The organism is Methanosarcina sp. UBA5, from assembly GCF_002505485.1.
Lineage (GTDB): Archaea > Halobacteriota > Methanosarcinia > Methanosarcinales > Methanosarcinaceae > Methanosarcina.
Window position 1 is genome coordinate 1 of record NZ_DAVG01000040.1, and the last position, 15,515, is coordinate 15,515.

General features: G+C 38.5%; 13 protein-coding genes and 2 pseudogenes. 7 read left to right on the plus strand and 8 right to left on the minus strand.

Annotated features, from left to right (window positions below):
- Positions 1-805, minus strand: a pseudogene (locus tag BP621_RS03920) (hypothetical protein); the annotation flags it as partial.
- A 43-nt stretch (positions 806-848) separates the two neighbouring features.
- Positions 849-1,775 carry a putative manganese transporter gene (locus BP621_RS03925; RefSeq protein ID WP_292388067.1) on the minus strand — a complete coding sequence of 309 codons (927 nt, stop codon included), beginning with the start codon at positions 1,773-1,775 and terminating at the stop codon, positions 849-851.
- A gap of 424 nt (positions 1,776-2,199) precedes the next feature.
- Between BP621_RS03925 and BP621_RS03930 the strand changes: the two genes are divergently transcribed.
- Both BP621_RS03930 and BP621_RS03935 read left to right on the plus strand, forming a co-directional pair.
- A complete protein-coding gene (locus tag BP621_RS03930; protein WP_292388068.1) occupies positions 2,200-2,706 on the plus strand; it encodes a nitroreductase family protein in 507 nt (168 codons plus the stop codon).
- A gap of 225 nt (positions 2,707-2,931) precedes the next feature.
- Complete coding sequence (locus BP621_RS03935; RefSeq protein WP_292388069.1) at positions 2,932-3,996, plus strand: hypothetical protein; 1,065 nt, start codon at positions 2,932-2,934, stop codon at positions 3,994-3,996.
- A gap of 206 nt (positions 3,997-4,202) precedes the next feature.
- On the opposite strand, the gene BP621_RS03940 is transcribed toward BP621_RS03935, so the two are convergent.
- The 3 genes from BP621_RS03940 to BP621_RS03950 all read right to left on the minus strand — a co-directional run bounded on the left by BP621_RS03940 (position 4,203) and on the right by BP621_RS03950 (position 6,542).
- Positions 4,203-5,060, minus strand: coding sequence for a 4Fe-4S binding protein (locus BP621_RS03940; protein WP_292388070.1), 858 nt, complete (start codon positions 5,058-5,060; stop codon positions 4,203-4,205).
- A gap of 244 nt (positions 5,061-5,304) precedes the next feature.
- A complete protein-coding gene (locus BP621_RS03945; protein ID WP_292388071.1) occupies positions 5,305-5,643 on the minus strand; it encodes a branched-chain amino acid transporter permease in 339 nt (112 codons plus the stop codon).
- Positions 5,643-6,542 (minus strand): AzlC family ABC transporter permease, encoded by a 900-nt coding sequence (locus BP621_RS03950; RefSeq protein WP_292388072.1) that lies wholly within the window; start codon positions 6,540-6,542, stop codon positions 5,643-5,645. Before BP621_RS03950 ends, BP621_RS03945 begins: the two co-directional genes overlap by 1 nt.
- A 1,408-nt stretch (positions 6,543-7,950) precedes the next feature.
- Between BP621_RS03950 and BP621_RS03955 the strand changes: the two genes are divergently transcribed.
- The gene (locus tag BP621_RS03955) at positions 7,951-8,736 is read left to right on the plus strand and encodes an Mrp/NBP35 family ATP-binding protein (protein ID WP_394339282.1); all 786 of its coding nucleotides are present in this window, start codon (positions 7,951-7,953) and stop codon (positions 8,734-8,736) included.
- Between the two features lie 919 nt (positions 8,737-9,655).
- On the opposite strand, the gene BP621_RS03960 is transcribed toward BP621_RS03955, so the two are convergent.
- A complete protein-coding gene (locus BP621_RS03960; RefSeq protein ID WP_292388074.1) occupies positions 9,656-10,432 on the minus strand; it encodes a GTPase in 777 nt (258 codons plus the stop codon).
- A gap of 437 nt (positions 10,433-10,869) precedes the next feature.
- On the opposite strand from BP621_RS03960, the gene BP621_RS03965 reads away from it, so the two are divergent.
- The 3 genes and pseudogenes from BP621_RS03965 (at position 10,870) to BP621_RS03975 (ending at position 12,430) form a co-directional block, all read left to right on the plus strand.
- Entirely contained in the window at positions 10,870-11,343 is a 474-nt protein-coding gene (locus BP621_RS03965; RefSeq protein ID WP_292388075.1) for a nucleoside deaminase, read from the plus strand.
- 362 nt (positions 11,344-11,705) lie between these two features.
- Positions 11,706-12,006: pseudogene (locus BP621_RS03970) on the plus strand (putative PEP-binding protein); the annotation flags it as partial.
- Positions 12,007-12,289: 283 nt separating this feature from the next.
- Positions 12,290-12,430 carry a hypothetical protein gene (locus BP621_RS03975; protein ID WP_292388076.1) on the plus strand — a complete coding sequence of 47 codons (141 nt, stop codon included), beginning with the start codon at positions 12,290-12,292 and terminating at the stop codon, positions 12,428-12,430.
- A gap of 423 nt (positions 12,431-12,853) precedes the next feature.
- Here the strand turns inward: BP621_RS03975 and BP621_RS03980 are convergent, their stop codons facing one another.
- A complete protein-coding gene (locus BP621_RS03980; RefSeq protein ID WP_292388077.1) occupies positions 12,854-13,504 on the minus strand; it encodes a MarC family protein in 651 nt (216 codons plus the stop codon).
- Between the two features lie 411 nt (positions 13,505-13,915).
- Here BP621_RS03980 and BP621_RS03985 point away from each other — a divergent pair, with 411 nt between their 5' ends.
- Entirely contained in the window at positions 13,916-14,116 is a 201-nt protein-coding gene (locus BP621_RS03985) for a hypothetical protein (protein ID WP_292388078.1), read from the plus strand.
- Positions 14,117-14,180: 64 nt separating this feature from the next.
- Here the strand turns inward: BP621_RS03985 and BP621_RS03990 are convergent, their stop codons facing one another.
- Positions 14,181-15,386, minus strand: a complete 1,206-nt coding sequence (locus BP621_RS03990; protein WP_292388080.1) for a calcium/sodium antiporter — start codon at positions 15,384-15,386, stop codon at positions 14,181-14,183.
- Between the last annotated feature and the right edge of the window lie 129 nt (positions 15,387-15,515).

A 15,515-nucleotide genomic window follows, 5' to 3' on the forward strand; every position in this document is an offset into this window, starting at 1 on the left:
TTTCTGCGAGTCTCCTGTAGACTTTTGTAATTGCTTTTGTGTCTAATTTCCTCAGGTTTTCTTCATGTGTTTCCAGATATTTATCTGGAATTTGCCGACGAATAAAAAGATAATCGTTGTCAGTATGCACTTTTTGTTTTCCAAGCCTGGATTTCCTTCTTGTTTGGTTTGTGTCTACTGTCCTGCTTCGGTAATCCAAATAATCTAAAACTGCCTGCGAAGTCTCGGGAGATAGAAAAGTTATAAAATCGAATCCGACCTTTTTACGCCTTAAGGATAGTGTAGTAATCCTGGTTTTCGGATCATATCCCCGCTTGAAATCACCAACTTTCAGATCACATATTTCATTTGCCGCCAATCCAGACGAAGCTCCAGTTAGTAAAATTGCCTTTTCTAGAGGGTCAGCCACTTTTAAGGCTTCTTGCAAATCTTCTTTTTGCGGAATCTTCGTATTCTTCTCTAAAGTTTTCGCTTTTCCCATTCTCGGTAACTTTGGGATTTCAATATCAAAGGTTTCAAAAAAAGACTTTACTCCTACTATCCGCCCTCTTACTGTAAAGGGTGCTTTTCCCAAGTCCTGTAAATACTTTCGGAAACCAATTAAATCCCTTTTGATCCGCCTTTGCCTTGTGAGTTTTCCGGCTTTAATATCTTCTTCTGCTTCTTCTAATAGAGTCTCAGGGTCTTTTCCTGTATAACTTGTGAATTCTTGCATGTCTTGCAAATATGCCTTTTCAGTGTTCGGCTTAGCATTTATAGTTTGCAACCATTCTATAACAATTGGGTCTTGCTTTAAATCAGTCACTTTCATAGGTATACGGACTCTTTAGTGATATATTACCCTTTTGTTATATGTACTGAATAATATATCCCGCTAAGACACTTATACCAAACAGTAGAAGCAATATAATCAATACATCCTTCTTGTCTTTTTCCTCTTTAAACAAGACTAATAATCCTAGACCGCCACTAGTGCAGAGTCCAGCAATCACTGAGCCATAAGTGATAACACCTTTGAGATACAACATCGTTATTGCGACAGAAGCAGCACAATTTGGAATAAGTCCGAATAACGCCACTAAAAACGGTTGAAAAACACTGTGCATTAAGAACATTTTTTCCAAGGTTTCTTCCCCCATTTGAGCAATGACATAACTTATTGCAAACGAAACACTAAAAATAAAAATAAAAACCTTGACTGTATGGATTATGGGGTGAAGGATAATCTCTTTTGGATTAAATTCTATTGATGAAGGGCTTGCGCTGTGACCGCAGCAAGCTTTTTCTTCCAGGATTGTTTCATGGTTATGATATTCGTTATCGTGACCCTCTGCATATGCCTTAATATGGACTAAGGTCTTTTTGTTCGATTCTCTAAAGGCAAAATCAACAGCATATCCACCGATTAGAGCGATAATTATTTTTGTTATTATAAAAGGCACAATAATTTTAGCCTTTTCTGGTTGAGATAGAATTACCGGAATTGCCTCGTCTGAAGTGGACAGATAAACAGCAAGCAAAGTGCCAATAGTGATTAACCTTTGCGTGTATAGAGCCGAAGCCACAACGGATATACCACACTGAGGGAAACTACCTGTCACTGCCCCTATAGCAGGTCCAAATACTCCAGCCTTTTGTACTGCTTCCCTGATATTGTTTGCATATTTATATTCAACTAACTCAATTCCAACAAAAATGATAAAAAGTAATGGGATCATTTTTGCGCTGTCTGTTAAAGCGTCTAAGAAAATATCAAACAAATAAGCTAATTCCATTTAATAGCCTCTACCTCGATTTAGTTTTCCATTGTTTTCGGGCTTCTTTGGTATACATCAACGAATTTAAAAAGTACACCTTCGTAACCTTTCTCATTCCATTGATTTTGCCAATAATAATCTATTTTCTTAGTGACTCCAATTCTGGAAGTTGCTTCCTCGGTTCCTCAATAGAATATCCAATATCTAAACTTCCAATATTTAAACCGAATAAAGTATAACTTTGTTGAACTTTCGTGTTTTATTTTTATCTTTATGTGACAATTAAGTCTGTTAACATAAATACTTTTTAATTCAATGTTCTTCAGATATTTTTAAACATATAAATACACTTTTATAAATGTATACAATTTATGTGAAAATAAAGCTCTGTAACAATAAGATTTATCCGCTATAAAAAAACATTATCGATTGGGGGAATTTTATGGAAACAATAGATGCAATTTTAACCCGAAGGAGTATTCGAAAATATTTGTCAGACCCGGTGAACAGGGATGTGATTGAAAATGTTTTAAAAGCCGGGATGAACGCACCGTCCGCAGGAGACGAACAGCCCTGGCATTTCGTTATAATTGATCAACATGATCTGCTTGAGAAAATCTCAGAGGTACATCCTTATGCAAAAATGCTGAAGGGCACTCCCGCTGCAGTGCTTGTCTGCGGCGACCAGCGCACAAAATTCAAAGATTTCTGGATTCAGGATTGCTCAGCTGCAAGTGAAAATATGCTGCTTGCCGCCCATGATCTCGGGCTTGGGGCCGTCTGGATCGGGGTTTATCCCGCTGAAAAGATGGTTCAGGAAATCAGGGGTTTGTTAAATATTCCGGTGCATGTAACTCCATTTTCGATTATTGCAATGGGTTATCCAGCAGAGGAAAAATCAGGCAGAATGAGATACGATACTTCCAGAATCCATAGTAATTCCTGGTAAATTTCTCGAATCCGAACACGAATCCAGAATAATGCCTGATCGAAAATACCGTTATTATTTTTCACTGAAGCTTTCCTTTACTTTTTATTCTTCTTATTTGAACTTTAATTAGTCTAAGATAATTTTTTGAAAACATTATCTAATTTAAAGGATAATTATGTGCAAAATTAAGCAGTAATGCAAATCAAGTACAAAATTAAGCAATAGTGCAAAGAGGGCTGGTTTATGGAAAAGAAACTTGTATTAGGTCTTATTTTACTTATAATACTTTTTGCTGCACTGCCTTACTCAGCAGGAGCTGCCGATGAGAATTTTCTTAAATATACGAGCTCAGGAAACGCTTTTGGAGCTGGTGAAGACCTTCAGATTGACCAGAACATTCAGGGAGACCTGGCGCTCGCAGGGTCTCGACTTGAAATAAACGGGAACACCGGAAATGATTTTCTGGGTGCAGGCGGGGAGATAATTGTTAATGGAAACGTTTCAGGAAACATTATCGCAGCCGGAGGCACTATCCGGGTAAACGGGAATGTAGGTGGAGATGTGGCAGCGTTTGGCGGCAAGATTATTCTTTCCCGGAACAGCGTGGTCAAAGGGGATATCCTGCTTGACGGAGGGGAAGTAACGCTTGACGGCAAGGTTAACGGAAATGGAGAAGTCTCAACAGGCACCCTCAAAACCGGAGATGACTTCGAGCTTAAAGGAAATTTCGCACTTCAAGCCGATAATTATCCATCGAATCTGAACGATAAGGTAGGGGGAAACCTGAATATTACACAGGTAAATGCGACAGAAGAACAGTATAAACGTACTTCCGAAGGTTTTAGTATTTTCTCTTTCATCCTGGGTCTGTTTGCGTCCCTGGCTCTGGGCCTGGTTCTTATCTACCTTTTCCCGGGTTTTGTAGGCGGGGTTGCGGAACTTGTAAAAGACTCACCTCTGAAAACAGGATTACTGGGTTTCCTGACTCTGTTTTTCCTTCCGGTGCTCTCAATAATTCTGCTAATTACTTTCTTTGGGTGGAGCCTTTCAATCCTGATTATACTGCTTTTGGCACTCGCGCTTCTTATCGCGACAGTGCCTGTGAAACTGCTTGCTGGCGAGATACTCTATAATAAAATTTTAAAAAAGGAAGCCGGAAAAATGATGTACTATCTTGTCGGGGCAATCCTATTTGCAATTGTATATGAAATTCCATTCTTGGGAGGACTTATACGTTTTATTGCCCTCATTATTGGGTTAGGGGCGATAGTAACCTGGCTTGCAATTCGCGCCAGATCGACAGGTTAAGTAGGCTGACTTTTTAAGTGAGCAAAACTTTAGTTTTTTTCGTCCAGGTGGCTTCAGGCAGATTTTCAAAAAACTTGATAAAACCCGAAATTTGGAGGAAATCGGGAAATGTGGAGAAAATTTGGAAATATTTGGGAATTTAAGAAAACCTGGAAACTTTAGTAAATCAGGAAACTTAAGAAAAACTGAAAAATGGGAGGAAAGTTTCAGGAAAGGACTTCTTCCCTGTATTTTTCAATACCGAGTCTGTCAAGGAGGTCTCCTAACCTCTCTCCATCAAGGCCTTCTCTCTTATAGTACTCAAAGGTTTTTTCAAGGACTGAGAACAGCTGCTCCTCGCCTGCAAGCTCAAGAAGCTTTATCCCTTGCATGGGCTGGCGTCCGGCCTTGCCTCCAACAAAGATCGTACATCCGGTTTTTTCTGCCCTCAGGGCATCTTTCCGGCAGGCTTTGATACATGCTCCGCAGAGGATGCACTTTTCAGTATCTATAGAAGCTTTTTCTTCCAGAACTTTTATTGCCCCCACCTTACACGCCTTTTCACATCGCTTGCAGCCGACACAATTTTCCCCAACGGTTTCAGGCTTTACTGTACCCATGACTCCAAAATCATTTTCCTGAGGCCTTACACAAGCTGAAGGGCAACCTGTTACTGCAATCTTGAGTTTTTTAGGTACCACTTCCCCGAAGTATTTTTCATCGATCCTGCTTGCCAGACCCTCGCAGTTTATCAATCCGTTTCTGCAGACCCTATCTCCCTGGCAGGCGACCACAGCTCTAACTCTTTTTCCGGCAGAGCCTCCTGAAATGCCCTGCTTTTCAAGTTCATTGTTTGCTGCCTCCACATCTTCAAGTTTAACAAAAGGAACCTCAATCTGCTGCCTTGAGGTTATGTGAACATAGCCAGAGCCATACTTCTCGGCTGCATCTGCAATTGCCCTCAACTTTTCGGCGTCTAGATTCCCACTCACAACCTTCAGCCGCATTGAAAACATATTTTCCTGCCTTTGAGGCAGAAATCCTTTACTTTTGAGTAAAGACACATCTATTTTTTTCTCACTCATATAAGGTCACTTATTGCAAAAGCACTATTATTGATATATATAAATTTTATTATTTTTCAGCCGATTTTTTGATAGATTGCAGCTTTTACCCGAATTCGGGAGTCTGGATATTTGGAAGTACATCCATACCAGAGAAAGTCAAGATAACTGAATTGAAGAAGGTAAGATAACTGAATTGAAAAAGGCAAGATAACTGAATTAGGGAAGACAAGAAAACTGGATCACTGAAAGACAAAAGAAAAAGTCAAAGAAATGAAAAAATGTTGAATTGCACCAGTACCATATAAAGCGCCGTCCCTGTAAAGATGCTGAGCATGGCATTTCGTTTCCATAAGTGCAGCCCGGCAACGACACCTATGGTAAATAATTCCGGAATTCCGTAAGGGGCTGTAAGCCATTGCACGTCTTTCAGGCAGTAAATGACAAGCAGCAGGAGAATCATAGGAGGTAGGTTTTTTTCGATAACTGCAAGCACTGCAGGAGGTTCCCTTGAGCCAAAAAACAGGAACGGAAGAGCTCTAGTTGTAAAGGTTGCAAGCGCTATGACCGCAATGGTTACGAGCATTTGAAGAGTATCCAGCATCAGTTTTCCTCCTTTATTTTGTCTTCAACAGGCTGTATGGATGTATTAATCGATCGGATTTCCTTCTTTACTTGAAAGATTCCTATATTTTCTTCATTTTCGGGTTTTTCTCCGTTTCCTTTGTATTTTTCCTTCATTTCCTGTGTTTTCCGGGTTTCCTGTATTTTCTGCTCTCTTTGTGTCCTCTGCATCGACTTCTCCCTGACAATCAGTATCAGGGTCCCGAGAACAATTGAGGCAAGTAGCATATTATCAGGGCTGAACAGAATAAGGGAAAGAGCTCCTGCACCAATTGCGGCTATGAAGGGAAAACGGGCCTCTGAACTGAAATACTGCTCTATAGTCAGCACTACAAATAGCGCAGCCAGCACGAAACTCATGCCCTCAAGATTAAGATCAAGGACAGAGCCGAGTGCAGCCCCCAGTACGGAACCTGCAATCCAGTAAAGGTGGTCAAGGGCTGCAATATAAAAGTAAAACCTTGACTTCGAGATGCCCTGCGGGACATTTGTCGTAGTCAGGAGAGCGTACGTCTCGTCGGTTAAGGCAAAGATAAGGTAAGGTTTGACCTTTCCAACTCCAGAAAACTTCTCAAGCAGGGACAAACCGTAGAAAGCGTGCCTGAAATTCAGAAGCAGCGTAGCTATGGCAAACTCAGTTAATCCTGCACCTGCAGAAAGTAAAGCTACTGCCAGAAACTGCCCCGAGCCTGCATAGACAAAAAGGCTCATAATAAAAGCGTAGATCCAGTGATATCCTGCACCGTCAAGCAGAAACCCAAAAGCCATTCCGAGAGGGATATACCCGAGAAGCACAGGAATTGTGGTTTTGAAGGCAGTGATGAAAAGATCTTTATTTCGCTCACATGCTCCTCTTTTATATTCCCTGTATCTGACCATATTATCTATCTTCTGCTGCCCGTGCCGTAATTCCTTTTGAAAAATGAAAAACAGGAATTATATTTATCATATATACCTTTTGCCAATATAGCTATTTTCGGAAATAAGAACCGTCAGCCTGCTCACAGGTATAAATCAAAGTTGCGCTGGCGCACCCCATTGCAAGCAACTATATGGTTTATTTAGAGATCAAAAAGCGATATCATTCAATTTTCACCAAGTTCCAATTTTTTCCTCTATTATTGAAGATATTTTAAAAACGCTAACGTGAGTATAGATTTTCTAAAAAATACTGCGGAATGTAGGGAGTAGCAGAAGAGGCTGGAAAATTGAAAGAAGATGGATAAATAAAGTTAACATGCAAATTCTTTTAGTTTTATAGCTGGTAAATTTCATATCAGGGACATATATGGATTGAGCATGGGTTATAAGTCTTAATCAATTACATTGAAATTATACCTTTTATTATTGTAAGTTTAGGGTCCTTCCAAATCAGTGTTAAAACTAAGGATATAGAATGCTTATTTTGGATAATAGATATGCATTTAGAATTTCTCCAATAAAGGTACATTCTAAAAATCAATTTTTTAGAGAAATAACCTACAATAATCTTTAAAATTGACAAATTACCAAGATATAACCTTTATTTGCTCACAATTTATGATTATTTATAGTTAAGGTGCATGATGTCATTTTCATCCAGAAGAAATTAAATGATAAAAGCGAGGAAAAAACGATGTTTAATCAATTAATTGGAGCACTTAAGCTCTCTAAATAACAAATAAATTGTTTAATAAATGTACATTAATTGGGAGGACTGGTAATACGTTTGATTGGGTAAATAAGCCTCAATATCCCTTAAAAAACTAATTATCTTTTGAGGGATCTATATAGTTATAAATGATGGTTTTTCATTCACGCAGTAATTGATAACAAAAAATAGTTTTGACTTAGGATATATAAAAAATATGGAAGAAACTCATGATGTCTTAAAATATTTAGAATAAATACTAGAAAAATCTACAGGTCTACAAATCATAGATTTATGTGCGCAAATCTACATAACTTAGTTGCAGATCTGTATGTGTAGATCTACAGACCTACCGGAATAGGTTTAAGAACATATTATCTTAAAACACATCCCAAAATCAACTTTATCTTCAAATTATTAAAGTTTCAACTACTCTTGCGGTCAGAATATTGATTGATTATTCGGAATCCGAGATTCAGAGAAGTAATTTCGAGTTTTTGGGATCAGCTTCATGTCTAGAGATACTAATAATTAGTTAAGATGCTTTCCTTTTAAGAGATAACTGACGGGGAAAAGGGGAAATTTAAACAGGTGATAAAAATGACAGATCAGGTTCAACCGCTGGTAAGCTTATCGAAAAAGTCCACTGAACCCAAAATGATAGTCAACCTCAGACGCATCAAGCGTAAGATTCTGATTATGAGCGGGAAAGGCGGAGTGGGGAAAAGCACAGTTGCAGCAAATCTAGCTATCGGACTGGCTCTGCATGGATATAGAGTGGGACTTTTTGATTGCGATATTCACGGACCGACTATTCCTACGATTTTCGGCATGGAATCTATAAAGCCAGAGGTTAGCGAAGAAGGCATAATGCCAGTTGAGGTTTTTCCCAATCTTTCGTTGATGTCTATAGGTTTTCTATTCGAAGATAAAGATTCTCCCATCATCTGGAGAGGGCCATTAAAAATGGGGATTATCGAAAAGTTGCTGGAAGATGTCATGTGGGGAGAACTTGACTTTCTAATTATAGATCTGCCTCCAGGCACAGGAGATGAACCCTTGAGCCTGGCCCAGCTGATCCCCAATATTGATGGTTCAGTACTTGTTACAACTCCTCAAGACGTAGCTCTCGTCAGCGTCCGCAAATCTATCGGATTTTCTAAAAAACTCAATGTTCCTATTATAGGTATTGTCGACAACATGCATGGGTTGATCTGCCCCCACTGCGGTAAGCCAATAAACGTGTTTGGGAATGGAGGAGTGGAAAAAGCTTCAAAAGATTTCAATATCCCTATCCTTGCCAGACTTCCTATAGAGCCAAAAGTCGCAGAAATGGAAGATAAGGGCACAGTTGTCCAGGAAATGCTTGAACACGATACAGAATGGCAGAAAAATTTTGAAAATTTTGTGATTGCAGTAGAAAAAATCCTGAAGGATAAATAAACGAGACCGGAAAAACGGAACCCTTTCCCCTAGAGAAAAGCTTGTCAGGGACCGCATAGGCAGAGGAAATGTAAGCTATGAAATTACTCATAATAGGGAAAACAATTGATTACTGCTGGAAATTTACTTATTGGAGCTGTATAGTTATTGTTTTTTAACCCCTGACTCTCACCTGTCGCAAACGACCGGCTTTTTCGGAAAAATAAGCGAAAATATGCGAAACCTAGTACTGCGATTCCGAAATAGGTTCATAAAACTTGACTTTTGAATAGATCAGAAGATCATGGATTATTCCAGAAAATAAGGAATTGATTTTGGAATCGAAGCACTAGATAACCTCGGTTTGAATTTAGATTTAAACTATAGTTTTCCTGAACAACAGCGCCAATGCAAAAATCAAGATTTAGGAGAAAATTTACAGTAAAAATCAGATAAAAGGCCGCAAACTATTGAAGTCTCGATATTTTGTCTGCGATTTTTCCTAGGGCAAGCCAGATCTGGTTTTGATTCGATAAAGTTCTCAGTTCCAGCCGCACCTCTGCGCGGGACAATAACAACTTTGAGACACCTTTTTGTTACCTCGGAATAACATCAAACGACTAACAAGAGGAGCGTCGAAAAAAGAAAAATCTGAAAAATCGTCCCTTTATCTCTCTTTACTCCAGCTTTCCCTCTGACATATAGCACCCGAAATAGGTATTTTGCTCAACTTTTTTCAGGATATTGTTAATGTTTTCGAGTGCAGCTTCCATCCTTTCCATTCTCTTTTCTATTTTCTCGATTCTAGCAAGAATTTCCTGGTCAGTTGTCAGAATCTCATCCCCTCATACATTTAATAATATTCGTAATAACTTAGAAAGCATGTTACTTTATATTTCCTGCAATGTTCTTATAGGCATCTTAAGGGTGCAGATCATGATCAAATAAAAAGCAGCCCATTTTGCCAGTCATTGATTATTCTCGTAGCGGTCCTTGTTTCATCCACTTCGCCTTTCTTTTGCAGAAAATTGCACTGTTTGCCTATCAGTTCAAGCACATCGTAGGAAGTCTCGTCTTCGAGTGCGATACTATAGAAGGATTCGAGGGCTGCTTTATTTTCAGCAAGCATTTTTTCAATTATCTTCAGGGCAACTCCGATCTTGTCCTTGAGATGGGTTGCATCCTTTATTCCTAGCAGGCCCTGGAGATATTCATCTTTTTCATCAAAAGGGATCACTCCAGGAGTATCTATAAACATGATGCGAGAGCCTGCGCCCACATGCTGAACGCCTTTTGTATGACCCGATACAGGAGACGTGCTTGCCCGATGGCGGCCTGTAACACCGTTGATCACCGATGATTTGCCCACATTGGGATATCCCAGGATGCCGACCAGAACATCCTGTCCTTTTTTACCGGCTTTTATAGCGGCCGACGCAAGGATCTGGTGCCTCAGCATTGTTGTTCCTGACCTGTCCTTGCTGGAAACAAAAATTACAGGTGCAATTTTTGAGAGGCGGGCTTTGGTTTTTTCGAGTTTTTCTCTTGATACAAGGTCGGATTTGTTGATTACTATTACGAAAGGTTTGTTCAAACGGCTGATCTCGAGCTCGACTTCGCTGTTTCGGGTCTCGTCAGGAAACCTGGCGTCTATTACTTCAAGAAGGACGTCAGCTTTTTTGATAACATCTTTTACAAGGACTTTGTAGCTCGCCATATGCTCTGGCTATGGCACAAGCTGGTATATGAAGATATAGTGAGGTTATGGTTAGGGAAGACCCTACAAATACGAAGATATAGTGAAGTAAGACCCGATGAATTTAAAGATCTGGTAGTACGCTCCATAGTATGAAAATATAGTGAGATATGGCTCCAAGAGATAAGTGATTTTCAATAGGCCACGGAATCCGATTACTATAACTCCAACTAATTATTTAATCTTTGACTTAATAGTTTAATAATTGTTTAAGATAGATTTGTAATTAAAAGATTTTCTGCAAAGGCTCAACTATGCAGTTAATTCTTACTTTGAAATAGAATTTCTCAAATGGAAGTAGAATTTCTTATTTGGAAATTTCTTACTTGAAAACAGAGACCTTCATTTTGAATAAAATGTCTTGAAAAAGTAAATAAGACCTGAAGAGAGAGCAAAAAATGTCAGATAACGATACTTTGTTTATGAAACGGGCAATCGAACTTTCCCTTGAGAATGTGACGAAAGGAGGAGGCCCTTTTGGGGCGGTAATCGTCAGAAAAGGAGAAATCCTTGCAGAGAGCTGCAATCTGGTTACTGCACTTAATGACCCTACAGCCCATGCCGAGATAAATGTAATAAGAGAAGCAGCCCGGAAACTCAAAACCTTTGATCTCAGCGGTTGCATGATTTACGCTTCCTGCGAGCCCTGCCCGATGTGCCTTGGGGCGATCTATTGGGCCAGAATTGATAAAGTCTTTTTTGCCAATACCGCGTCTGACGCTCAAAAAATTGGCTTTGCAGATTCTCATATTTATAAGGAGATCTCACGTCCTCCTCAGGAGCGGAACATAGAGTTCAGGCAGTTACTCAGGAAAGAGGCTTTGAGGGCTTTTAAGGCATGGAAAGAGTCCGAAAATAAGATAAAGTACTGAAAGAACCAGAAACAATACTCAAACTCAAGAATAAAATCAATAATCAAAATCTGACAGGAAATCATATAGGATGTAAATTTGCATTGTAAAAGCTTTTTTCTACATGTATTTCTATAAAGTAAAGATGATTTATTGTTATTTATTCACTAAAATTTAAGTTTCCTATTTTTATTTGTAGGTAAACTCTTTTCTGATCTTTATTTAGCGGGAAACTCATTTCTTTCATTAGCTCATAATTATAATTGGGGTTAGATTCAACAAGGGGTTCCCGTACAAATATTGGAAAGCTTTCCTAATTTTGTGTGAATCTTTAAATGTATTGCCGTACATTTAGATTACAGTAAATAATTTTAAAAGGGGAAATCCTTATCGATGAATTCAGTAAATATTTTGATGGCTTCTCTATAGGTTCAAATGACCTGACCCAGTTAACCCTTGGCGTCGATAGGGATTCCGAACTTCTTGCCGCAGAATTCGATGAGCGGGACCCTGGGGGTATGAAATTATGGCAATGGCTGTCCAGGGAGCAAAACGGATGGAAGACATAGTGGGATTTGCGGGCAGGCTCCAAGCGCCTTTACTGAAATTGCCGAGTTCTTGGTAATCAAAGGAATTGATTCCATTTCACTTAATCCAGATTCGGTTATGAAAATCACCCTTTAAGTTCTGGAGACTGAAAAAGGACTGGAAAAACAGTGAAAAGCCAGATTAGATCTATAATGAATAGCTACAAAAAACCGAAAAGATAGCAAAAAGTTAAAGAAGAGTTGAAATATAATTAGAAAAGTTGAAAAGGTTAGAAAGATAATAATAGAAGCTAAAAAGAAACCTGGAAAGGAACTTGGAAGATATGGAGTGATCTGGAAAACCAGGCTAAAATAATTAAAAATTTCTGAGTAATAGATTGATTAAGATTTATTTGATAATTAAAGTGGGAGATATTTGAATGTCTTTCTTAAAATATTGTCCTGAGTGCCATTCTAAACTCGAAAATAATCTCTTCAAGGAGTTTCAGTATTGTCCTGTGTGTGGTTACTGGACAAAAAAGGAAACTGTGAGACTTGAGCCATTGATAATCATGGAGTGAAACCGAAATGTTTGAATCCTCTGTAGAATGTACCCGATGTGGCACACCTCTTAAAAAGCAGGTAATTGGTTCAAATGTGTTTTATTACTGTAGAAAATGCGGGTGTATATCTTCGGCTATTTCTGCCAGTACATCTTCTCAACATACAACTCGGTCGATAATCAATTTTTAAAAAATCTTCATCCAGAAATAACTCTCAAAACAGAAGATTTCCAGCAAAACCAGTTCCTATCAATTAATTAGGTATTACCCGACCGGTTTTGCTTTACACTTTGTCATTCGGCTTTCTTACTATTTGAAAAAGAAGCAAATTCAAATGCGGTCATTACGTATTATTCAAGTAATTGGACTCAGAAAACGATGTAAAAATAGAGTGTGAAAAGCGATTCTGAAACTTTGTCCTAACTTTCCTGAATTGCTGTCTTATTTTGCTAAATTAAATATGTTTATTATACCTGTTGAAGTAAGTTTTACTGCAAGAGCTGCAAGCAAAAGTCCCATGAGCCTCGAAAAGACCAGCATCCCATTATACCCTATAAATTTATGGATTCTTCTTGAAAAGAGGAATATGTACAGGCAGAGAACGAAGGTCAGTATAATCGATATCAGGATTATCATTTTCTGCTCAATATTTTCTGTGCTTCCCATCAGGACAATTACCGTACTGATTGCACCTGGGCCTGTAAGGAGAGGCAGTCCTATAGGAAATATCCAGATATCTTCACGTTCCTGGGACTGCGAAATCTCTTCTTCAGTAATGCTTTCTCTTGAGATTTTGGCATGCATCATATCAAAGGCAATGCTGAAAAGCAGTACCCCTCCTGCAACCCGCAATGAATCCACACTAATGTTGAACAGATCAAGTATTATGTTGCCGGCTACTGCAAAAAAAAAGGCAATTAGACACGCAAGTGTGACTGATTTTTTTGCAATTTGATTTTTTTCTTCGTGTGTCATCTTGCTAGTCAGGGAGATGAAAGTTACTACTCCGCTGATTGGGCTGACAACGACAAAGACAGATGTGAATGTGTAGATGAAAAACCCAATGTTTTTAGTAATCGTCTCAGTTATCATCTTTTTACTCCTGCCCTTTTAACACTTTGTAACTTATACATATAATTTCATTTGTTATATATTTACTTCCTGGAATATTATAAAGGTTCTTTTTAGTCTTTTGTTTATATTACATGCCTGCCCCGAAAATTGATATTCGTATATTTTTTAAAGTTGACGATCTGTTAGTTAATAGGGAAAAATTAAGTATTTTCTTGCAAGTTATATATAAAAATTAGAATAGATAGTAAAAAACAAGAAACAATAAATATGAAGGTTTCCTGAAACTCAAATGAGTTCTTAAGTAGAACATAAGTAAGTCAAGTAAAAAAAAGTGAGTCAAGTAATAAACCAATGAATTTAAAGTAAACAATAATAAGTCAAACAAAATATATATGAATCCAAATATGGATAAATACAGGCTGTGATTTTATGAATGGGGAAAAAACCGAGAAAAAGTTATTTGAAGAACTCAATTTTATTAAAAAGCAACTTGGGGAGATTAAGGAACATATGGTGGACATAGACAGCCTGCTCACCGCGGAAGAAAAGGAATTGGTGCTTAGAAGTTTTGAAAACGAGGCAAAAGGAAAACTAGTACCTTTAAGCAGGTTGAAGGAAATTAGGCTTTAAAATATAAAATCTTCTTAATATTCCTGCAGACCACTTGACTGCACACACACTTAAGAAAGTACGTCTATCCTAGGCGGAAAATCAGGATCATGAAGCCTAGATAGAGAAGGAGGAGGATAAGTCCTTCGAGCCGTTTGACTTTCCAACCCGTTCGTATAAAAAGGAGGAGCAAAAAGCTCATTATCAACATAAAAGGTGCTATGTAATAAGTGCTGAGGCTGGTTGTCGTGATAGGGCTGACAAGTCCTGAACAGCCTAGTATCAAAAGTATATTTGCAATGTTTGACCCTATGACGTTTCCAAGAGCAATGCCAGCATAATTGCTCCGGACTGCCGAGACGGTTACCATGAGTTCGGGAACTGAAGTCCCAACCGCAACAAGGCTTATTCCGATGAGCGTCTCCGGAACTTCCAGTATCAGAGCAAAGAAGATTGCCTGTTCGATAAAATACTTTGCCCCAATTATGATTGCAGCCCCGCTTGCGATAAGCTTGAAGAATTCTATTAAAAGGCTGGCTTCGGAAAGGTTTTCTGCTGTAATGTCGACATCAATATCTTCATATTCACGCTCGGTTTTCGATTCGATTCCCAATTCTGCTACCGGTCCGTTTTTGGTTCTCATTTCAGTTTCGGATTCGCTTCCATTTTTCTTTTGAGTCCTTTTCCCGTTTTTCCGGGTGCCTTTTTTCGTGTCTCCAGGGCTTCGCTTTCCTTTTACGTATTCCTGAATCTGGGGTTTGATTTTCGATTTCAAATCGAAAAGATACTCAAATTTGAGAAAATAAACCATAAAATCTTTAAAATATATCTCTTCTTCGTGTCTTTTCACTTTATCAAGCAGGAATAAAATATAGGCAATATAAAACAAAATAAAAATTAAGGCTTCTAACCTCGAAATTTCGAAGTCAAGCATAAAAAGAAAAAGGAGAAAAGAGGAGAATAGCATTATATAGCCGTCCCTTCTCAGCATAACTTCTTCGGTCCTGACGTTTGTCAGGAGAGCAGCCGTACTTGCAATCAGGCCTATATTGGCAATGTTTGACCCGAGTATATTGCCCATAACTATCCCGCTTGCTTGCTGGAAAGACGCTGTCAGAGAAGATGCAAGCTCAGGCACTGACGTGCCCACGGACACAAGAGTCAATCCTATTACAAATTCTGAGACTCCAAATCTTCTTGCAATCCAGGATGAGGTTAATACAAAAAGTTCTGATCCTTTTACGAGCAGTATGAGACCGCCAAGAAATATCAGGATATTAAAAACAGGCACATTGAAATGAGAACTCAAAATTTATTTAAATATATCTTAAAATATAAATTCAACCTGAAGTTATTAACCTGAGAAAAATTATTCTTAAAATATATAACGGGAAGCACATCAAAAAGAAAATAAGTAATA

Bases quoted from the DNA above. Each gene is read 5' to 3' on its own strand.
- BP621_RS03925 (WP_292388067.1), bottom strand. From the start codon at position 1,775: ATGGAATTAGCTTATTTGTTTGATATTTTCTTAGACGCTTTAACAGAC.
- BP621_RS03930 (WP_292388068.1), top strand. From the start codon at position 2,200: ATGGAAACAATAGATGCAATTTTAACCCGAAGGAGTATTCGAAAATAT.
- BP621_RS03935 (WP_292388069.1), top strand. From the start codon at position 2,932: ATGGAAAAGAAACTTGTATTAGGTCTTATTTTACTTATAATACTTTTT.
- BP621_RS03940 (WP_292388070.1), bottom strand. From the start codon at position 5,060: ATGAGTGAGAAAAAAATAGATGTGTCTTTACTCAAAAGTAAAGGATTT.
- BP621_RS03945 (WP_292388071.1), bottom strand. From the start codon at position 5,643: ATGCTGGATACTCTTCAAATGCTCGTAACCATTGCGGTCATAGCGCTT.
- BP621_RS03950 (WP_292388072.1), bottom strand. From the start codon at position 6,542: ATGGTCAGATACAGGGAATATAAAAGAGGAGCATGTGAGCGAAATAAA.
- BP621_RS03955 (WP_394339282.1), top strand. From the start codon at position 7,951: ATGATAGTCAACCTCAGACGCATCAAGCGTAAGATTCTGATTATGAGC.
- BP621_RS03960 (WP_292388074.1), bottom strand. From the start codon at position 10,432: ATGGCGAGCTACAAAGTCCTTGTAAAAGATGTTATCAAAAAAGCTGAC.
- BP621_RS03965 (WP_292388075.1), top strand. From the start codon at position 10,870: ATGTCAGATAACGATACTTTGTTTATGAAACGGGCAATCGAACTTTCC.
- BP621_RS03975 (WP_292388076.1), top strand. From the start codon at position 12,290: ATGTCTTTCTTAAAATATTGTCCTGAGTGCCATTCTAAACTCGAAAAT.
- BP621_RS03980 (WP_292388077.1), bottom strand. From the start codon at position 13,504: ATGATAACTGAGACGATTACTAAAAACATTGGGTTTTTCATCTACACA.
- BP621_RS03985 (WP_292388078.1), top strand. From the start codon at position 13,916: ATGAATGGGGAAAAAACCGAGAAAAAGTTATTTGAAGAACTCAATTTT.